Origin of the sequence: Thalassospira profundimaris WP0211 (assembly GCF_000300275.1) — a bacterium.
In the GTDB taxonomy this organism is placed as follows: domain Bacteria; phylum Pseudomonadota; class Alphaproteobacteria; order Rhodospirillales; family Thalassospiraceae; genus Thalassospira; species Thalassospira profundimaris.
This window is the reverse complement of sequence record NZ_AMRN01000001.1, coordinates 108661-126592: the sequence shown is the minus strand read 5'-3', so window position 1 is coordinate 126592 and position 17932 is coordinate 108661. Positions and strand designations below refer to the sequence as shown.

Annotated in this window: 15 protein-coding genes; 8 read left to right on the top strand and 7 right to left on the bottom strand. The window is 55.1% G+C overall.

The genetic code is table 11. From position 1 onward, the window contains the following. The first annotated feature begins 153 nt into the window (after nucleotides 1–153). Both TH2_RS00405 and TH2_RS00400 read left to right on the top strand, forming a co-directional pair. The gene (locus tag TH2_RS00405) at nucleotides 154–1392 is read left to right on the top strand and encodes a family 16 glycosylhydrolase (RefSeq protein ID WP_157193738.1); all 1239 of its coding nucleotides are present in this window, start codon (nucleotides 154–156) and stop codon (nucleotides 1390–1392) included. Nucleotides 1393–1498: 106 nt separating this feature from the next. Further along, on the top strand, nucleotides 1499–1681 hold the full coding sequence (locus TH2_RS00400) for a YegP family protein (RefSeq protein WP_008888404.1): 183 nt from the start codon (nucleotides 1499–1501) through the stop codon (nucleotides 1679–1681). A gap of 77 nt (nucleotides 1682–1758) precedes the next feature. Here TH2_RS00400 and TH2_RS00395 read toward each other — a convergent pair whose 3' ends face one another. After that, nucleotides 1759–2541 (bottom strand): 3-hydroxybutyrate dehydrogenase, encoded by a 783-nt coding sequence (locus tag TH2_RS00395; protein ID WP_008888403.1) that lies wholly within the window; start codon nucleotides 2539–2541, stop codon nucleotides 1759–1761. 104 nt (nucleotides 2542–2645) lie between these two features. After that, on the bottom strand, nucleotides 2646–4280 hold the full coding sequence (locus TH2_RS00390) for a sigma 54-interacting transcriptional regulator (RefSeq protein ID WP_008888402.1): 1635 nt from the start codon (nucleotides 4278–4280) through the stop codon (nucleotides 2646–2648). A 225-nt stretch (nucleotides 4281–4505) separates the two neighbouring features. Here TH2_RS00390 and TH2_RS00385 point away from each other — a divergent pair, with 225 nt between their 5' ends. Then, nucleotides 4506–5732 carry a methionine gamma-lyase gene (locus TH2_RS00385; protein ID WP_008888401.1) on the top strand — a complete coding sequence of 409 codons (1227 nt, stop codon included), beginning with the start codon at nucleotides 4506–4508 and terminating at the stop codon, nucleotides 5730–5732. 63 nt (nucleotides 5733–5795) lie between these two features. On the opposite strand, the gene TH2_RS20445 is transcribed toward TH2_RS00385, so the two are convergent. Beyond that, on the bottom strand, nucleotides 5796–6683 hold the full coding sequence (locus TH2_RS20445) for a substrate-binding periplasmic protein (RefSeq protein ID WP_008888400.1): 888 nt from the start codon (nucleotides 6681–6683) through the stop codon (nucleotides 5796–5798). Between the two features lie 561 nt (nucleotides 6684–7244). Between TH2_RS20445 and TH2_RS00375 the strand changes: the two genes are divergently transcribed. The 3 genes from TH2_RS00375 to TH2_RS00365 all read left to right on the top strand — a co-directional run bounded on the left by TH2_RS00375 (nucleotide 7245) and on the right by TH2_RS00365 (nucleotide 10956). Next, nucleotides 7245–9629 carry a transketolase gene (locus TH2_RS00375; protein WP_051007570.1) on the top strand — a complete coding sequence of 795 codons (2385 nt, stop codon included), beginning with the start codon at nucleotides 7245–7247 and terminating at the stop codon, nucleotides 9627–9629. Between the two features lie 170 nt (nucleotides 9630–9799). Further along, entirely contained in the window at nucleotides 9800–10717 is a 918-nt protein-coding gene (locus tag TH2_RS00370; protein ID WP_008888398.1) for a calcium/sodium antiporter, read from the top strand. A 44-nt stretch (nucleotides 10718–10761) separates the two neighbouring features. Then, a complete protein-coding gene (locus TH2_RS00365; RefSeq protein ID WP_008888397.1) occupies nucleotides 10762–10956 on the top strand; it encodes a hypothetical protein in 195 nt (64 codons plus the stop codon). Nucleotides 10957–10982: 26 nt separating this feature from the next. Here the strand turns inward: TH2_RS00365 and TH2_RS21665 are convergent, their stop codons facing one another. From TH2_RS21665 to TH2_RS00350, 4 genes are all read right to left on the bottom strand, one after another. Further along, entirely contained in the window at nucleotides 10983–11492 is a 510-nt protein-coding gene (locus TH2_RS21665) for a hypothetical protein (RefSeq protein ID WP_238538631.1), read from the bottom strand. 69 nt (nucleotides 11493–11561) lie between these two features. Continuing rightward, the gene (locus tag TH2_RS00360) at nucleotides 11562–12299 is read right to left on the bottom strand and encodes a MarC family protein (protein ID WP_008888396.1); all 738 of its coding nucleotides are present in this window, start codon (nucleotides 12297–12299) and stop codon (nucleotides 11562–11564) included. A gap of 110 nt (nucleotides 12300–12409) precedes the next feature. After that, a complete protein-coding gene (locus TH2_RS00355) occupies nucleotides 12410–12745 on the bottom strand; it encodes an HNH endonuclease (protein WP_238538630.1) in 336 nt (111 codons plus the stop codon). A gap of 6 nt (nucleotides 12746–12751) precedes the next feature. After that, the gene (locus TH2_RS00350) at nucleotides 12752–13645 is read right to left on the bottom strand and encodes a M48 family metalloprotease (RefSeq protein ID WP_008888394.1); all 894 of its coding nucleotides are present in this window, start codon (nucleotides 13643–13645) and stop codon (nucleotides 12752–12754) included. A gap of 419 nt (nucleotides 13646–14064) precedes the next feature. Between TH2_RS00350 and TH2_RS00345 the strand changes: the two genes are divergently transcribed. Further along, nucleotides 14065–16563: a type I secretion system permease/ATPase gene (locus tag TH2_RS00345; RefSeq protein WP_008888393.1), complete on the top strand. Its 2499-nt coding sequence runs from the start codon at nucleotides 14065–14067 to the stop codon at nucleotides 16561–16563. Continuing rightward, nucleotides 16563–17870, top strand: a complete 1308-nt coding sequence (locus TH2_RS00340) for an HlyD family type I secretion periplasmic adaptor subunit (RefSeq protein ID WP_008888392.1) — start codon at nucleotides 16563–16565, stop codon at nucleotides 17868–17870. The genes TH2_RS00345 and TH2_RS00340 overlap by 1 nt, the downstream gene beginning before the upstream one ends. Nucleotides 17871–17932 lie beyond the last annotated feature (62 nt).

Here is a 17932-nt window from a genome sequence, read left to right as displayed (position 1 = left end):
CGGGTGTTTGTTCGAGGCAAGGCGGGTTGCGACTGATAAAAATAAACCAAATACGATAGTATTTTGCGTTGTATTTATCTCAAAAGGTGTAATTCTTGACGCAAGACCGGTTGAATTTCGTGTTCTGTGGAAGCTGTGTCAGGGGGAATTTCCATGATAAATCGTCGTTGTGTTGTCGTTTCAGGAATATTGTTTTCTCTTTTTGCCATGACGGGGTGCCAGACATGGCAAACGGCGTACGAAGACGATTACAATTACCCGACCGCAAAGCCTTTTAATGCGAAGTTCAATACTTGGTTCTGGCGTGAGGATGCGACAGGAACCCATGTTTTCAATTACATCGACACGCCCGGGAATGCAGGTCCTGACAAGAAAGGGTGTTTTGCTGATGCGCCTTGCGTCAAGCTAACCGCGCCCGTGTACGCGCAATCCGGTAATACCAAACCGCCTTATATCAATGCGGAGATGTATAACAATTCATGTGCGCGACAAGGGCCGGGGCACCCAGATAAGCAGCCATATGATCGATTGCTTGATCCAGTAAATCCGCTTTTGCAGTCGATAACGTTTATTCAGCCGGCCGAAATGCATGCCAATATCAAGAAATATTGTGATCTGCCCTATCCTTACCGCCCGGTTGAAGGTGTAGCGAAACAGGGGCCTTTTGCCGAAGACTCGTGGAACACAACAACCAAAACCAATATTGCGCACAACTATCTGGCATTGATCGCAGATAAAGAGGCCCTTTGGAAATGGTATCGCGACATCGGATTCAACAACATTTATCTGGCGAATGATGCGGTCTCAAGCCGGATTGTTGCAAATGTTCGTGCAGATGGCACGGGTGGTGGCAGCAGAGGTTGGGGCTATTGGAATACCACAATGAATCCATTGGTAATGCAATTCGCATGGTTCATGGAGGTCACCACAGAGAAAAAACCACCCAGCTCCGGATTTGACAATAACGTTTGGATGATGACTGTGCGCGGCGGTTCGAGCTTGGATTTTTGCCTGACACCACTTAGCCCCGAAAAATACAGCATCTACGATTGGCATCAGTACAGTGTCGAATGGACAAGTAAGTCTGTGCAGTATTTTGTCGATGATGTGCTGGTGGCAGATCACCGGAAATACATTCCCGATATTGGGCTTGCGTTTCATAACTGGGTGGATAATCGCAACTACGGAAAATATGGACCGCCAAACTACGCACTTAAAACACCCAAGACCAACCTGATCAATCAGTTTGCCGTCTATGAGCAGAAGCCAACCGGCCAACAAAGCTTATCGCCGGTAAGTGTCAACGGGACCACATGTGGCAGTGTTCCCTTTGATAAAGACATCAATGAAATAGAAAAGCTGATTAAAATGATCATAGAAGCCTATGAGTAGAAGGGCTTCTACCGAGGCCTAAATATCTGGTCTTTCTCAATCACAAATGCTGATCAAGTGCGTCATATATGGCCGCAAAAGTTTTCAGGATTTGATGAGGTGAGAAATGTCACAGTGCACAGGGTCGAACGGCGATCTTTGGGAAGTCTATGAAGCAAAGGACGGCTGGCGTTGGCGGCGTACGGCCAAGAATGGCGAGATTGTTGGTGCATCGACGCAGGGCTATTCGAAGAAGTCTGATTGCATCGCCAATGCCAAGCGTCCGGCATGTGACTGTGATCTGAGCTAGGTCGCGGTCATCCGGCGCAAACAAAAAGCCCCGCAGCCTGTGCCAGCGGGGCTTTGATGTTCTGGGATGCGTTTGCGTTACTGCGCGGTCCAGCCGCCATCGACGGAAAGGTGCGTGCCGGTCATTTGTGATGCCGCGTCCGAGCACAGGAACAGGGCGGTCTGGCCGATCTGTTCGGGGCTGACGAACTGTTTGGACGGGTGTTTGTCCGAGACAAGTCGGGTTGCGGATTCTTCAACCGAGATATTGTTTTCCTTGGCACGTGCCTCGATCTGGCGTTCGACCAGTTCGGTGCGCACCCAGCCCGGGCAAATGGCATTGGCCGTGATGCCGGTTTCAGCCGTTTCAAGGGCTGTCACCTTGGTCAATCCGATCACGCCATGTTTGGCGGCAACATAGGCGGCCTTCTGGACCGAGGCGACAAGGCCGTGGGCCGAGGCGGTGTTGATGATGCGGCCCCAGTTTTTCTTGCGCATATAAGGTACGGCAAGGCGGGTGGTGTGGAAGACCGATGACAGGTTGATCGCAATCACCGCGTCCCACTTTTCCGGCGGGAAGTCTTCGACATTGGCGGTGTATTGAATGCCGGCATTGTTGATCAGGATGTCGACGCCGCCAAATTTGGCTTCGGCGTCTTTCATCATCGCTTCGATCTGATCGGGTTTGGACAGGTCGGCACCGTTATAGTGCGCAGTGACGCCATGTTCGGTTTCAAGAGCTTTGCGGGTCGCCTCTATTTCATCGGCGTCGCCAAAGCCATTGAGCATCACATCAGCACCAGCCCCCGCAAGGGCCTTTGCCATGGCGAGGCCGATACCGCTGGTCGAGCCGGTGACGAGTGCGCGTTTACCTGTCAGCATTTTGTCTTCTCCCTGTGAAATGGGCTTTCTGCCCTTTGATTTAGGAAGATCATGCCGCAGTGCAATGTAAGTGGCAAGAAATGCTGTGGTGGGGAGGGTGGCTTTTAGGTGCCAATGCCGTATTTGCGCAGCTTGTTGGCGATCGAGGTGTGCGAAACACCAAGCCGTTTGGCAAGTTTGCGCGAGCTGGGATAATCCGGATAGAGGCGGGTCAGCATTTCCCGTTCAAGCAATTCCATGCCGCTATTGAAATCACTTTGTGCCAAGGCGGTGGCGATCAGATCGGCCTGTTTACTCTCGCCCGCGGGGGGAGCCTCGCCACTGTCCGGCGCGCCGTGAGCCTGTTGGGCGTCTCGTTCGGGTGTTATGGCCGTGCCGGTGGCGGCATCGGCAAGGTCACGTGCGCCAAGGACATCGCCATCAAGGAGTGCGACGGCGCGAAACAGGGTGTTTTCAAGTTCACGCACATTGCCCGGCCAGTCGTGGCGGCAAAGCCATTCAAGCCCATCGCGGGCAAGGCGCGGTGGTGTTCGTTCGGTCTGCTGGGCGGTACGGTCGATGAAAACGGTGGCAAGATCGGCAATGTCTTCAACCCGGTCGCGCAAGGGCGGCAGGGTGATGCCCAGTACGTTAAGGCGGAAATAAAGATCTTCGCGGAACGTGCCGTCATGGGACATCGCCTCGAGGTCGCGGTTGGTCGCGCTGATAACCCGGACATCGACGGTGATTTCATCCGTCCCGCCGACACGCCGGAAGCGACCATCCTGCAGCACGCGCAAAAGCTTTGCCTGCAAATAGGGGGTCAGTTCGCCGATTTCATCGAGAAACAAGGTGCCGCCATCGGCCAGCTCCAGAAGCCCAGGCTTGCCGCCCCGCCGTGCACTGGTAAAGGCACCGGCGGCATAGCCAAACAGTTCACTTTCGGCCAGGCCTTCGGGCATGGCGGCACAGTTTAGCGCCAGAAATGGCTGATCAGCGCGCGCACTTGCGCGGTGGCAGGCGCGTGCAAACAGTTCTTTGCCGGTGCAGGTTTCGCCAAGGATCAGGATCGGGGCATCGATGGCGGCCAGTCGTTCAGCCTGTGATTTAACGCGCAGCATGGCCCGGCTGGTGCCGATAATGTCGTCAAAGCCAGTGTGGCTGCGATCCTGAAGGGCTGTGATCACGCGACCCAGCCGTGCCGGACGGTGAAAGACCATCACCCCGCCCCAGGGCGCGTCATCGCTGGCGTCCGATCCATCATCAACATGGCCGATCGGTTCGACCTGCAAAAGATAGGTCTGGCCACCCAAAACCACTTCGCGTTCCGGCAAACGAAAACCACCTTGGCGCAAATCTTCAATAGATGGTTCGCCAAGTATGCTCGATATATCCTGATCACGCAGGGGTTTTTCAGGGGTGGCCGAAATTGCCTGTGCCGCCGGGTTAGCCTGTGCAATCAAACCATTGGCATCAACCGCGATCACCGGATCACCCAGGGCGGCAAGCGTTGCATGTAGCTGTGCGCGGCGGCGTTCGGTGGGTAGACGGTCGATTTCGGTGATGTCGAAAATGCCGGGGATTTTCTTCAATGCGCTTGCAAGTGCTGGGAAGCGTTCCGGACGGATGGCCGGGATATCGGCATAGATATGATGGGTGGTGACTTCGAATGTGCGGATGTCCAGGCCCTGATCGGTCAGGACATTGATGACGTCGCGCGTAATGCCGAGCCTGTTTTCACCGCGAATTTCGAACCGCATATCCGTACCGATAAGTTTACATTGTATCGATAAATGTACAGTCTTAAGCGACTGAAATCCAGCGTCTTTGCGCTTTCAGATGATGATGAGCGTCGTTGTGTAAACTAATATTTACACACAAAAGAGCGACGATTTCCGTAAGTCTTTGAAAACAAGCGATTTATAAATCTGGCATGGTGATTGCGACTGTCGGGGCAGAATAAACGCATTTCAAGGAGCCTTCCGATGTCTGCCCATGACAAACACAACAGCGCCAAAACCGGCTTTGCCACCCGTGCGATCCATCACGGTTACGATCCGCAAAGCCACAATGGCGCGCTGAATCAGCCGGTTTACATGTCTTCGACCTTTGCGTTCGAAACAGCCGAGCAGGGCGGGCGGTTCTTTGCTGGCGACGAGCAGGGCTTTATCTATTCCCGTATTGCCAACCCGACACTGGATCTTTTGGAAAAGCGCCTTGCGGTGCTTGAGGGCGGTGAAGCCGCCGTTGCGACCGCATCGGGCATGGGCGCGATTACATCCGTCTTCTGGACCTTTATTGCGCCTGGCGACGAGATCATTGTCGATCGCACGCTGTATGGCTGCACATTTGCCTATTTCCGCCACGGTCTGGAAAAATTCGGCATTAAGCACACCCATGTCGATCTGACCGATCCGGCAGAGCTGGAAAAGGCGATCTCGGACAAGACCAAGATTGTCTATTTCGAAACACCGGCCAACCCGAACATGCGTCTGGTCGATATCGAAGCCATTTCCGACATCGCACACAAGCATGGTGCCAAGGTCGTTGTCGACAACACCTATTGCACGCCGTATCTGCAGCGTCCGATTGAACTCGGTGCCGATATCGTTGTGCATTCCGCGACCAAATATCTGGGTGGCCATGGCGATCTGATGGCCGGTGCGGTGATCGGAACACTTGAAGACATGACGCAGGTGCGTCTGGTCGGGCTTAAGGATATGACCGGTGCGGTGCTTTCCGCGCAGGATGCCAACCTTGTGATGCGTGGTCTTAAAACGCTTGAGCTTCGCATGGAGCGCCATTGCGACAATGCCGAAAAGATCGCGGATTTCCTGGATAAACATCCGAAAGTCGAGAAGGTCTTTTACCCGGGGCTTGAAAGCGACCCGCATCACAAACTGGCGAAAAAACAGATGGACCGGTTTGGCGGCATGATCGCGTTCGAGCTTAAGGGCGGGATCGAGGAAGGCCGTAAACTGATGAACGGCCTGAATATGATCACCCGTGCGGTCAGCCTTGGCGATGCCGAAACCCTGATCCAGCATCCGGCATCGATGACCCATTCGACCTACACCGCCGAAGAACGCGCCGAATATCAGATCACCGATGGTCTGATCCGTCTGTCGGCCGGGCTTGAAAGCATCGATGATATTCTGGCCGATCTGTCAAACGCACTAGATGGCGATCAGATGGCGATTGCCGCCGAGTAACGGCAAATCAACTGCGGATCGGGATGGCCGAGTGCCATTCCGGTCTGCTGTTTTCATCCGGCGCTAGTCAAACAGACTGTATTGAGCCATTGCTTTGCGCGATCGGTCTGACAGGTGTTTATTCTCGATCCGCATGACTTTCAGATCGTGCAGATCAATCTGTGAGAATGACGGTGCCGTATCGCGGTGGGTTTTCAAAAGATTCAGCATCATGCCGTTTGAAAAGGCGCGCTTAAGACCGGTTTCGATGATGTCGCGTAGGTCCGGATTTTTTTGGCTGACAAAGAAATAGATCGGCTGCGGGTAATAAAGTGCTGTTTTTTCGGCAATTTCGATGCCGGGTGCTTCCCACTTCATCCAGTTCCATTCGCCGACAATCTGCCAATAGGCACGCGGATAAAGATCAAATCGCCTTGCGTCGAGCATACGATGAAGCGTTCTGTAACGTCCGCTTACGACGTCAAAGCCGTTATCGGTCAAAATCTCGTTGTCTGGCCATCCAAGTCCCTGACCAATGGAAAGTTTCCTGAGATCGTCGATCGTCTTAATCTGACTGAACGGTTCTTTGAGGTCTTTATGCAGCATGAACAGCCGCAAACCGGTGGTGCCAAGATAAATCGGGATATAGACCGCAAGCAGCCTTTCTTCGCGCTCTGCATTGGTGCCAAAGAAAACCGTGTCGAACTGGTCGGCAGCTTCGAGCATGGGAATGCGCCGGTCTTCGGTCGGGTAATCCATGCATACCGGCACAAGGGTGGCGTTGTGCCCGCTCAGTCTCAGGGCCAATCGCAGCAGATCGATGTGATATTCCCGGTGTGCTTCCCAGGTGATCTCGCCGCGGCAAAATTCCGATGTTGTATCCATGGGGATGCGCACGACGCGTGGATCATTGGTGGATGCCGACTGCGCATGGGCGGGGATGCTACCAAACAGGCACGCAGTGACGATCATCAGGCAAGGCAATCGTCGGGTAACATCTTTGATGGCTGTGAACCGGTTGATCACAGAGGATAATACGCCTCGAATTGCTCCGATCCGGACTGTCATCGGAATAGAATAACTTCGGTCAGGGAAAAAGATCTTAACGAGAGAAAGTTTGGCAATTTCGACGTCACCGGAAGCGAACTTTAGGAGAGGCGGTATCTATATATCAGTATAAGATATTTCAGTGCAAAGAGTTTGAGCCGGGGTTGCGCCCAGGCCGCAGTCTTCCACCCGGCGCTGGTCGAATTTGGCGGTCTTCCGGGTTTGATCGACTCGCATGGGAATAGGGGCGCGGCAGTGATTTTCCGGATTTTTTGCTGGAATGGAAATTCGAGAGTTTCCCTGTGATCGTCGCAGCTGATTCCAACATTTCAGTGAAATTGCCGAATCTTGTGTGAATTGCCGGACCACCATCTTGATTTCCGCGACGTGCCCCTAAAAATCGGCATTGTGGTGCCGAATTATTGAGACGCCAGACGACATCGCATGAAACCCGCAATATCGGATAAAAAAGAAAGCAATCAGAAAATGTCAGTACAGGAAAGCGCACCGGAAATCGGTGAAATCATCGAAGCAAGCAGCACGGCCGATATCAATGCCAAGGACCTTGAGATGCTTGGTCTGCTTGAAAAGAAAGTGCGCTGGCTGTCAAGCTGGACAATCCATAATGCCAACCATCTGCGCCCCAAGCGCGACGGCATCAAGGTTGGCGGCCATCAGGCCAGCTGTGCGTCGATGACGACCCTGATGACAGCCCTTTATTTCAATGTTCTGCGTCCGCAGGACCGGGTTGCCGTCAAGCCACATGCAAGCCCGGTATTTCATGCGATCAATTACCTGTTTGGCCGCCAGACCAGGGAAAAGCTTGAAAGCTTCCGCTCGTTCGGTGGTGCGCAATCCTATCCGTCACGCACCAAGGATGGTGATCAGGTTGACTTCTCGACCGGCTCCGTCGGCCTTGGTGCGGCGGTGACGAACTTTGCAGCCCTGACGCAAGATTACCTGCGCTACAAGGACATGCTGCCCAAGGATGAAACGCCAGGTCGCATGGTCGCCCTTGTCGGTGATGCCGAACTTGATGAAGGCAACATCTATGAGGCGCTGATTGATACCTGGAAGCATGACATTCGCAATGTCTGGTGGGTGATCGATTATAACCGCCAAAGCCTTGATGGCATGATCGATGCCCACCTGTTCCGCGTGATTGGCCGGTTCTTCCGCGCGGTTGGCTGGAACGTCATTACCATCAAATATGGCCGTAAGCTGCATGATGCCTTTGCCAAGCCGGGCGGTAAATCGCTTAAGAAGTGGCTGAATGACGTGCCCAACGACATCTATTCCGCGCTGACCTTCCAAGGCGGGGCGGCATGGCGCAAACAGATCACGTCGGACATGGAAGGCGACAATGCGCTGGCAAGTCTGCTGGGTGACTATGACGATGACCAGCTTCATGACCTGATGACCAATCTGGGCGGCCACTGCATGGAAGCCGTTCTTAGCGCCTTTGACGCCGTTCCCAATGACAAGCCGACCGTGTTCATTGCCTATACCGTCAAGGGCTATGGCACGCCGCTTCAAGGGCATAAGGACAACCATGCCGGCCTGATGAACGTGCCGCAAATGGATGCCTTCAAGCTGCAAAACAAGATCGCCGACGGGCAGGAATGGGATGTCGCGGCCGGCCTTGATATCAGTGCCGATGAGCTTCGCGACTACATCGCCAGGGCACCGTTTAACGATGATGCCCCGCGCAACAAGTCGGCCAAGCACATCACCATCCCTGAAATGCCCTATGCGCGTGCCGAAACGTCCAGCACGCAGGAAGTCTTTGGCAAAATCCTGAATGAATTGGCCAAGATGAAAAACAGCGATCTGTCTGACCGGATCGTGACCACATCCCCCGATGTGACGGTCTCGACCAACCTTGGCGGGTTTGTGAACCAGCGTGGTCTTTTTGGCCGCGAAGAACTGGCCGACGAGTTCAAGGAACGCAAGGTTCCCTCGGCCCAGAAATGGATCAGATCGCCGAGCGGTCAACATGTCGAGCTTGGCATTGCCGAGAACAACCTGTTCCTGAACCTGGCCGCACTCGGTCTGTCGCACAGCCTGTTTGGCGAACGTCTGTTCCCGATTGGAACGCTCTATGATCCGTTCATTGCGCGTGGCCTCGATGCGCTGAATTACGCCTGCTATCAGGATGCACGTTTCATGGTGGTAGCAACGCCCAGCGGCATCACGCTGGCCCCCGAAGGCGGGGCGCACCAGTCGATATCAACGCCAATGATCGGTATGGGGCAGCCCGGCCTGACCAGTTTCGAGCCAAGCTTTGGCGATGAACTGGCTGCCATCATGGGCTGGTCATTCGAACACATGCAAGACCCGGATGGTGGATCGATCTACCTGCGTTTGTCGACCAAACCGCTGTCGCAGCCGGAACGTGACCTGTCAGAGTCTGAAAAGACCGAAATTATTTCGGGTGGCTATTGGCTGCGTCAGCCGGGCGACGATTGCAAAATGGCGATTGCCTATTGCGGGGCCATGGCACCCGAAGCAATTGCTGCGTGGGAAAAGCTGTCTGAAGATCATCCGGGCCTTGGTCTGCTTGCCGTGACGTCGACCGATCGCCTGTATAACGAATGGCAGGATCTTGAGCGCGCCCGCCTTGAAGGCAAGGTTGATGGCAAGATGGCCCATGTCGAAAACTTGCTCAAACCGCTGGCATCCGATGCCCGTCTTGTGACGGTGATCGACGGTCATCCGGCCGCCCTTGCATGGCTTGGCGGTGTGCGTGGCCACGCGGTGGCACCGCTGGGTGTGAATGCCTTTGGCCAGTGCGGCGACAGCATCGCGCTTTATGATCATTATCAGATCGGCACCGATGCCATCCTGCGCGCGGCAAAACGCTGGGATTGAGTAAGCTGATCCAGTGAATTTAAAAGGGGCGACGTTGTTGATGTCGTCCCTTTTTTATTTTGAAATGGTGAACGAGTTCGCTTGCAAGTGATCGGTCGGCAGAACAACTCTGCGCAAAGCATCTTGAAGATGTGCGTTGTTATGTATCCTGGTCTGAAAGGACGTTGGTCATGGAATATCTGATGTTGCTCGGCGGTTTGGCCGGGCTTTTCTTTGGGGGGGAATCTCTGGTGCGCGGTAGCGTCGGGATCGCCCGCAAACTTTCCATGTCATCGCTTCTGATCGGTTTGACCGTGGTCGGTTTCGGGACATCGACGCCGGAACTTCTTGTCTCCATGGATGCGGCATTGCGTGGTGTGCCGGATATCGCGCTTGGCAACGTCATCGGGTCGAACATTGCCAACATCTTGCTGATTGTTGGTGTTTCTGCCGTGGTGTGGCCAATCGCCGTATCTGGTGGCACGCTTGGTCGCGATACCGCTGTGATGCTTGGTGCTGCTGTCGTGCTGGTGCCGTTCTTTGCGCTTGGTGACCTTGGCCGTGTGGCTGGCGGGTTTATGTTTGCGGCATTGATTGGTTATCTGGTGTTTGCCTATCGCCAGTCGCGTTCGGAACCCGCGTCATCGACGGATCTGCCCGAAGCGGTTTCAAACGTTTGGCTGTCAATTGTCTGGGTTGTCGCGGGGCTGGCCATGCTGATGGTTGGCGCCCATTACCTTGTCGAAGGTGCGGTGACCATCGCACGTACCTTTGGTGTGTCCGAAGCCTTTATCGGGCTTACGATTGTTGCGGTTGGTACGTCCTTGCCAGAGCTCGCAACGTCGCTGATTGCCGCTTTGAAGAAGCAATCCGAAATCGCGATTGGCAATATCATTGGGTCGAACATTTTCAACATCCTGGGGATTCTCGGCCTGACGGCGGTTGTATCGCCGATTCCGGTGGCGGACCGGTTCCTGATGTTCGATCTTCCGGTGATGATTGCGGTTTCGATTGGCCTGACGCTGATGCTTCGCCGTCCACAGATTGGCCGGATACCCGGCATCATCATGCTGGTGCTGTATGCGGGTTACGTCTGGGCAGCCCAGTAGAGAGACTTCTATGCGTCGCAGACGGCTACTAGCCGCGTGAGCCTTTGCTTGTTGCGGCGTGGGAAAAGCTTTCTGATGATTATCCAGCGGCCCTTGCATGGCTTGGCGGTGTGCATGGGCACGCGGTCGCCCCGCTTGGCGTGAAAGCCTGGGGCCAGTGCGGCAACAGCATCGCGCTTTATGATCACTATCAATTGGGCACCGATGCGATCCTGGACGCGGCGAAACGCTGGGATTGATTTCATCGCCCCGGCTGCTCGAAGTTCTAGTAGTCGGGTTTGTAGTTCATTGTAGCTGTCGTCTGGTTTCCGTGGTTTTTGCCTCTAGGGCCGAGATTAATCTCGTTTTTGCAAACAGAGCATTTATAGCGTTTCTGCGCATAGCGGTTTAGTCCCTCAGATTGTAACACTGAGATTTTATGAGAAGAAACACAGGTCGGACATATTTTATGAGGGGGGACGCCATCTGAAGTGTCATCTCGCAGAACCCAAGCGAATGTCTCATCGCCAAAGTCCTTCATTCGATAACGTGCGATATCTGCTTTCCAACTGTTGTGTTTTTCTATCTCGCGGGATAGCTCGTCAACGCGTTTTAGAGCGTTACTTAGTTCCGATTGAGCTTGAAGAGCGTGCCCATTCGCTTCCGTAAGTTTTGTATATATAGCGTTGATCGCTTCTGATCGTTTGGTTTCGTCGCGTGCACTGATAGCAGTTCCCAATAAGCTCGAAATGGAGCTAATAGTTTGAACTACAGTGGAAATTGTCGTGCTGTCCAATAGTGCCTCCAGCGCAAAAGTTTTCGATTAGCTGAGATTTGATGCTCGGACCCATACTATCATTTTTAATCAGAAAAACGCCTGTTTGATGCCATCGATAATGAACTGAACCGCAAGGGCCGCCAGGATCATGCCGAGCAGGCGTGATACCACTGTCGCAACGGTCGGGCTGAGGCGTTTGGCAACCACGTTTGCCAGCAGGAAGAAGACAAAGGCGATCACCATCACGACGGCGACCACGCCTATGACGCTGGCCTGCATGGCGATATTGTCTTCGAACTTGCCCATCAGAAGCATCACGGATGCGATGGCACCGGGGCCGGACAGGAACGGGATCGACATCGGGAAGATCGAAACATCATCGGCCTCGTCATCCGGGATGGTCGGCCCGTCCGCCGTTTTGGTAGCAGCGGTCTTGGTTTTGGCTTTGGCGGTTTTTCCGGCCTTGTCGGTGTCGTGATCTTCTTCGAGTTCCTGATGGACCTGTTCGGCGCGCTCATTGCGTTTCTGGCTGCGCTTTTCAAACAGCATTTCAAGCGCGATCAAAAACAGCAACGTGCCCCCGGCAATCCGGAAGGCCGGCATGTGAATACCAAACACGCCCAGCAATCCCTCGCCGATCAGGGCAAAGGCCGCGAGGATAAAGAAGCTGGTCAAACACGCACGGATCGCCATGCGGCGACGGTGAGCAGCACTTGTGCCTTGCGTCAGGACGATGAAGACCGGCACCAGACCCAACGGGTCGATGATCACAAACAGCGTGACAAAGACCGGGATCAGATCATTGAGCATATCAAGGCTTGGCATCGGTTATTCCTGCTTTCGGCGATTGCGCGATGGATGCGTATATTGCGCCCATCTTCGCAGGTAAATGGTTAAATGGGCAGTTCTTTTGGGTGGGTTACCAATGCAGGGCCTTATCGCCGTTTGCCACGGTTGCGCCCGTAACGCCCGGCACTTTCCGGCCAGTCGATATAATCAACCGGTTTCTTGCGCACCCATTTGACGAACTTGATGATGTCGGGATGGGCAAGCAGCTTGTCGGGGCTGTTATAGTCGCGTGCAAGGGTGGCTTCATCAAACAGGCGATGGATCATGCGATGGCAAACGCGATGCAGCCATTCGGTTTCAGTCCCGCCCTGTGATTTCGGGTGCCAGTGATGGCGGTCCACACTGGGACCTGCGATCATCGCCCGACCACAGATCGCACATTTTCCAAGATCAGAGCTGTCGGAATTTCCCGGTATTACCATGGTCGATTATTGTGGCGGCATCCGCCGGTTTTCAAAGAATTTCTGCCATGTGCCGGGTTTGAGTGCGCGGAGCGCCTTGATCCGCGCGCCAACCGATGGATGGGTATCCAGCAGGCTGGGCGGCTGGGTGCTGCGATAGGGCACAAGACCCAGACGTTTGCGGTTGATCTGATCGATATGCAAAAGCGCATCGATCATGTCTTCCGGCCCATTAAGCAAATCACTTGCCCCATGGTCGGCGGCAAATTCACGGTCGCGAATGACCGCGCGCTGAAACAGGAAGCTGATGGTTGGCACCGCACCAAACAGGATCATCATCCAGGCCGGGGGATTGAAATCGCCAAAGATAAAAATCGCAAGACCAAACAGCGCAATCGTCCATGTCGCGCGATAAAGCACATCGGTAATCAGCAAGATACGGGTATCGCCATGCCAGGCATGCGCCACTTCATGGGCCAAAATCGCGCGCATCTGGCGCGGTGAAAGGCCATGAACCGCATCGCTTGAAATCGCAATCGTGGTGTTGTCGTCCGTGCCGGTCGTGATGGCATTGACCCCCTTGCCCGGCAGCAGGAACAATTTTGGTTTGTGACCAAGTTCCGCGCGTTCGGAAAGCAGGCGGCTCATTTCATGGATGGCTGGATAATCTTCCCCCGAAAGCGGACTGGCGCGCAGCATTTTCATCAGTATTTCTGGCGAGATCATCGGCGAAAGTACCAGCATCAGGGCAACCGCAATACCGGCCGAGATCATCATCGATATCCCGCCCAGCATCCATGCACAGGCGGCAAGAACGCCGATCATGCACGCCATCAGCCCGCCCGCGTGAGAGACTCCGCCGGGCTGAATGGCGAGAAACCGTTGAATGAAGTCGGGAAGCTGCGGCGTATTGTCAGCCATTCGCGTTTTGCCTGTCAGGGTTCGGGTTGGGGGACGTATCCAAAGATAGGGATGATCACTGCAGATACGCAAATGCAACCTTTGGCACGGTCGGATAAATTTATGTCAAACAATGGGTTGTTTGCATTGATCCAGCACAGGTTTCTGCCAGCAAAACGCGGTTGGGTTTCGAGGCCGGAATTTGGGAAGAATTGCGCGATGTGATTGCGCGGTAAGGCAATGAAATAAAGGGCTTTGCGGCGAAATCTTAACACATCCTTATATATTCGACTAGAATAGTGGGAGTATGTCATTGGCTAGGATACCCGTTGTGGCTGTGCCGCGCGGGTGGTTTGTCATGCGCAATTGCCAAATGGTCAACGGCAACAGATATAAGATATCTGCCCTTGTTTCATGGGCGGTGGTAGTGGAAGGACTTGATGGGCCTGTTGGATAGAATCCGACCAACCCGCAAATCGGATGCGGGACGCGAAGGGGATCGTACCCCGCTGGAACGGTTGTTCTGGCGGTCGATTGCGCTTGTCGGCGGATTCTCGATGGTGATCAACCTGCTGAACATGGTGATCCCGATCTATTCCATGCAGGTATTTGACCGGGTTCTTTCCAGCCGGTCGGTGGATACGCTGGCCCTTCTTACTCTTGGCATTGGTCTTGTTCTGGTTTTCATCGCCTCGATGGAACAGCTGCGATCACGGGTTTTGATCCGGGTTGGGACGGCACTTGATCTGCGTCTGGGCGGGGAGCTGTTTGCCCACGTCGTCCAGCAATCGGCACGCGGCAGCCAGATGCGCCAGCGACCTTTGCGCGATCTATATGGTTTGCGCGGGTTTCTGACCGGTAGTGGCCCGTTTGCACTGATCGATTTCATGTGGGCCCCGGTCTATATCGGGGTTGTGTTCATCTTTGATACCCGCCTTGGCATGGTGGCATGTGGCGGGGCGTTGTTGTTGATCGTGATTGCGATTGCCAACGAGGCGGCTGCCAAGATTTCCGTCGACCGGTCCGAAGAAAGCCAGAATCGCGGCATTGCGCAGGAAGAAACCTATGTCCGCAATGCCGAGGCGATGGAAGCCATGGGAATGACCCAATCCGCCCGTCAGCGCTGGCAGGCGGACCAATCAGATTCGCTTTATTGGGAAGGTCAGGCCAGCCGCCGGGTTGGCACATCGACCACGTTATCGCATTTTGTCCGTCTTGCCATGCAGGTCTGCTTTATCGGGGTTGGCGCCTATCTGGTTCTGTCCGAAAGCATCACGATCGGGATTATGGTGGCGTCCATGATCCTTGGCATGCGCGGTCTGGCGCCGTTTGATGGCGCAGTGACCGCATGGCGCAGCTGGAATGCGGCACGCAGTTCGTTTGAACGTCTTAATAATATCCTGCTTGAAAAACGTCAGACGGTCCCGGCACCCATGCCGCGCGGGCGCGGTATGTCGGTCAGTGTCGATCGTCTTGTCTTTGCGCCGCCCAACAGCCGCAATGTGCTGTTCAAGGGATTCTCGTTCAAGGCCGGACCGGGTCAGATCATCGCAATTGCCGGGTTTAACGGGGTCGGCAAGACCGCGCTTTTGAAGCTGATCATGGGCATCTGGTTGCCCGGGTCCGGGTCGGTGAAGCTTGATGATGTTGAAGCATCCCGCGCAGATCGCACCGAAATGGGTGCGCAGATCGGGTATCTGGCGCAAAACCCGTTCCTGTTCCCAGGCACAATTGCCGAAAACATTGCCCGTCTTGGCAATGCGGAAATGCGCGACATCATTCAGGCTGCTGAATTGGCCGGTGCGCATCAGTTCATTCTGGATTTGCCCGATGGTTATGACACGCGGGTTGATCGTGGTGGTCGCAATCTTTCGGGCGGGCAGCGACAATTGATCGCACTCGCCGCCGCCCTGTTTTCGCGTCCACGTTTGCTGTTGCTTGATGAACCGACAACCGCCCTTGATGACAATGGCGTTACCCATATCAGCGAACTGATCGACGTTTTGCGTCGCAACGGCATCACAACCTTTATCGTCAGTCACGAACGCGAAATTCTGGCACGGGCCGATGCCATTCTGGCACTGGCCGACGGCCAAATTCAGGTTGTCCCGGTCAAGGGTGGTGCGAAATCAGCAGCAGCAAAACCGGTTCCGGAAAGTGGTCAAATTGCGCGTGGCCTGCCACCAATTTCCCGCCCGGCCGAGCCAATGGCCGATGCGTTGCCATCCGATGGGCAAATGCGCATCACCCCCAAACAGATCGCCGTGCCAAATCCTGACGCACCGCGCCCGATTGTAGAGAAAAACACGGCCCCCAACACCCATTCGGCAGCAGCCATGAGCGCGCCGGAACCTGAAATCGGGATTGAGGAAAAACCAGAGATCGCGGATTTCGGCGCCACCGGAGAAGCAGGTTCTGGTCGCGCACAAGCCGCAAAGCAGGCGGCAGGTATCGCCAAAACAGAAATGAAACCCCAGCCAACCCCGGGTGGCACGATGATGACCATGCGCCCGGTCAGCAAGAAACAAGCCGCGACAAATGACGCAGCCCGAAAGGACCCGCCAGCCCGCGCATCGCGTGAAGCCCGTCCGGCAAGTGCCGCCGATCTTGCGCCCAAGCGCGCCGCCACCAAACCAAAGGCCCAGCCGGAACGCACCGCACAACCGGCCCGCAAGCCTGCGCCACAGCGCAAAATGAGCGAAGCCGAAGCCATCGCCAAGGCCCGCGAAGAAGCCGCGATGCGCATGCGCAAAGTGCGTGAGGACGCCGAACGTGCCGCTGCTGCGCGTGCACCGCGCCGCAAACCGGCCGAGGCAGAAGACCGCCCGATGGATCGCGCACAAGCAAGTGCACAACCAGGCGCACAAAACACCCGTCGCGGACGTCCGCAATTGCGTGTGGTTGAAGGATCGGCTGAACGTCGACAGGGTGGTGCCTGATGTCTGGTGGTGTGCAACTTCCAACCGCGCGCGAGCTTAGTACCGACGTTAAGCCTCTGGTGCGGATCGGATTTTTGATCCTGTTTTTGGGCTTTGGTTCTGTTCTGCTGTGGGCCGGTACGGCCGAGGTCAATTCGGCCGCGACGGCCAGTGGTGTGGTTGCGCCATTTTCGGGCCGACAAAGCGTTCAGCATCTTGAAGGCGGCATCATTCGCGACATTCTTGTGCGCAATGGTACGCGGGTCCAGGCGGGCGATGTCCTGATCAGGCTTGATGATACACGTTCACGGGCAAGTTTTGATCTGCTCAATAACCGTTATCTCAATGCGCTGGCGACCCAGACGCGGCTGATTGCCGAACGGGCGCAGGATGATTACTTGTCATTCCCGCCGCCGCTTGAAGATCCGCGGTATTTTTCGATCACCGATGCACAACGCACCCTGTTTGACAGTCGCCGCAGTGCGTTTGCCGGTGAGCTTGCGCTCTATGACGAACGCATCAAGGAATTGCGTCGCGAGATTATTGGCACGCGCGAGCAAAAGACCGCTGCCGAACAGCAGGTCGGGATCGTCAAGGAAGAGCTCGCCATGGTCAAGCCGATGGTCGATCTTGGCTATGCCCGACGGACGCGGTTGCTGCAACTTGAAAGCCGGTTGGTCGAAACCCTTGGCAATATCGGGCGGTTTTCCGCCGACATTGCCCGGATTGAACAGCAAATCCAGCAGGTCAAAGCCAGCCAGTCACAGCTGATGCGTGACCACCTGCAATCGATCAACACAGAATTGCGCGATATCCAAAGCGAGATTTCCGATCTGAACGAACGCCTGCGTTCGGCCGAGGATATCCTGGTGCGTTCCGACATCAAGGCGCCGCGCAACGGCACGGTGACCAATATGCAGTTCACCACGGTCGGCGGGGTCATCCCGCCCGGTGCACAGGTGCTTGAAATCGTGCCGGCGGATGATCGGCTTGTGATCGAGGCCCGCGTTTCCCCGAACGATATTGACGTCGTTTCGGCCGGTCTCCCGGTCAATATCCGGGTGACATCGTTCAGTCAGCGCTGGTTTGCGCCGGTCAAGGGCACGGTAACCGATGTCTCGCCGGACCGGCTGACAGACTCCGAAGGCCGATCTTATTTCCAGGCCATGGTCGAGATCGATGCAGAGAGCCTGGCCGAGCATGAAGGGATGATTTTGTCGCCCGGTATGCCCGCCCAGTTGGAGATCGTAACGGGTGCCAGAACGATTCTCGCTTACCTGTTTTCACCGATCACCACCAGCTTTGATCGCGCATTCCGCGAACAATGATTTGGTAAATAACGTATAGGTCATGTCAGGTGAATCTATACAACCTGACAGATTCTGACAGG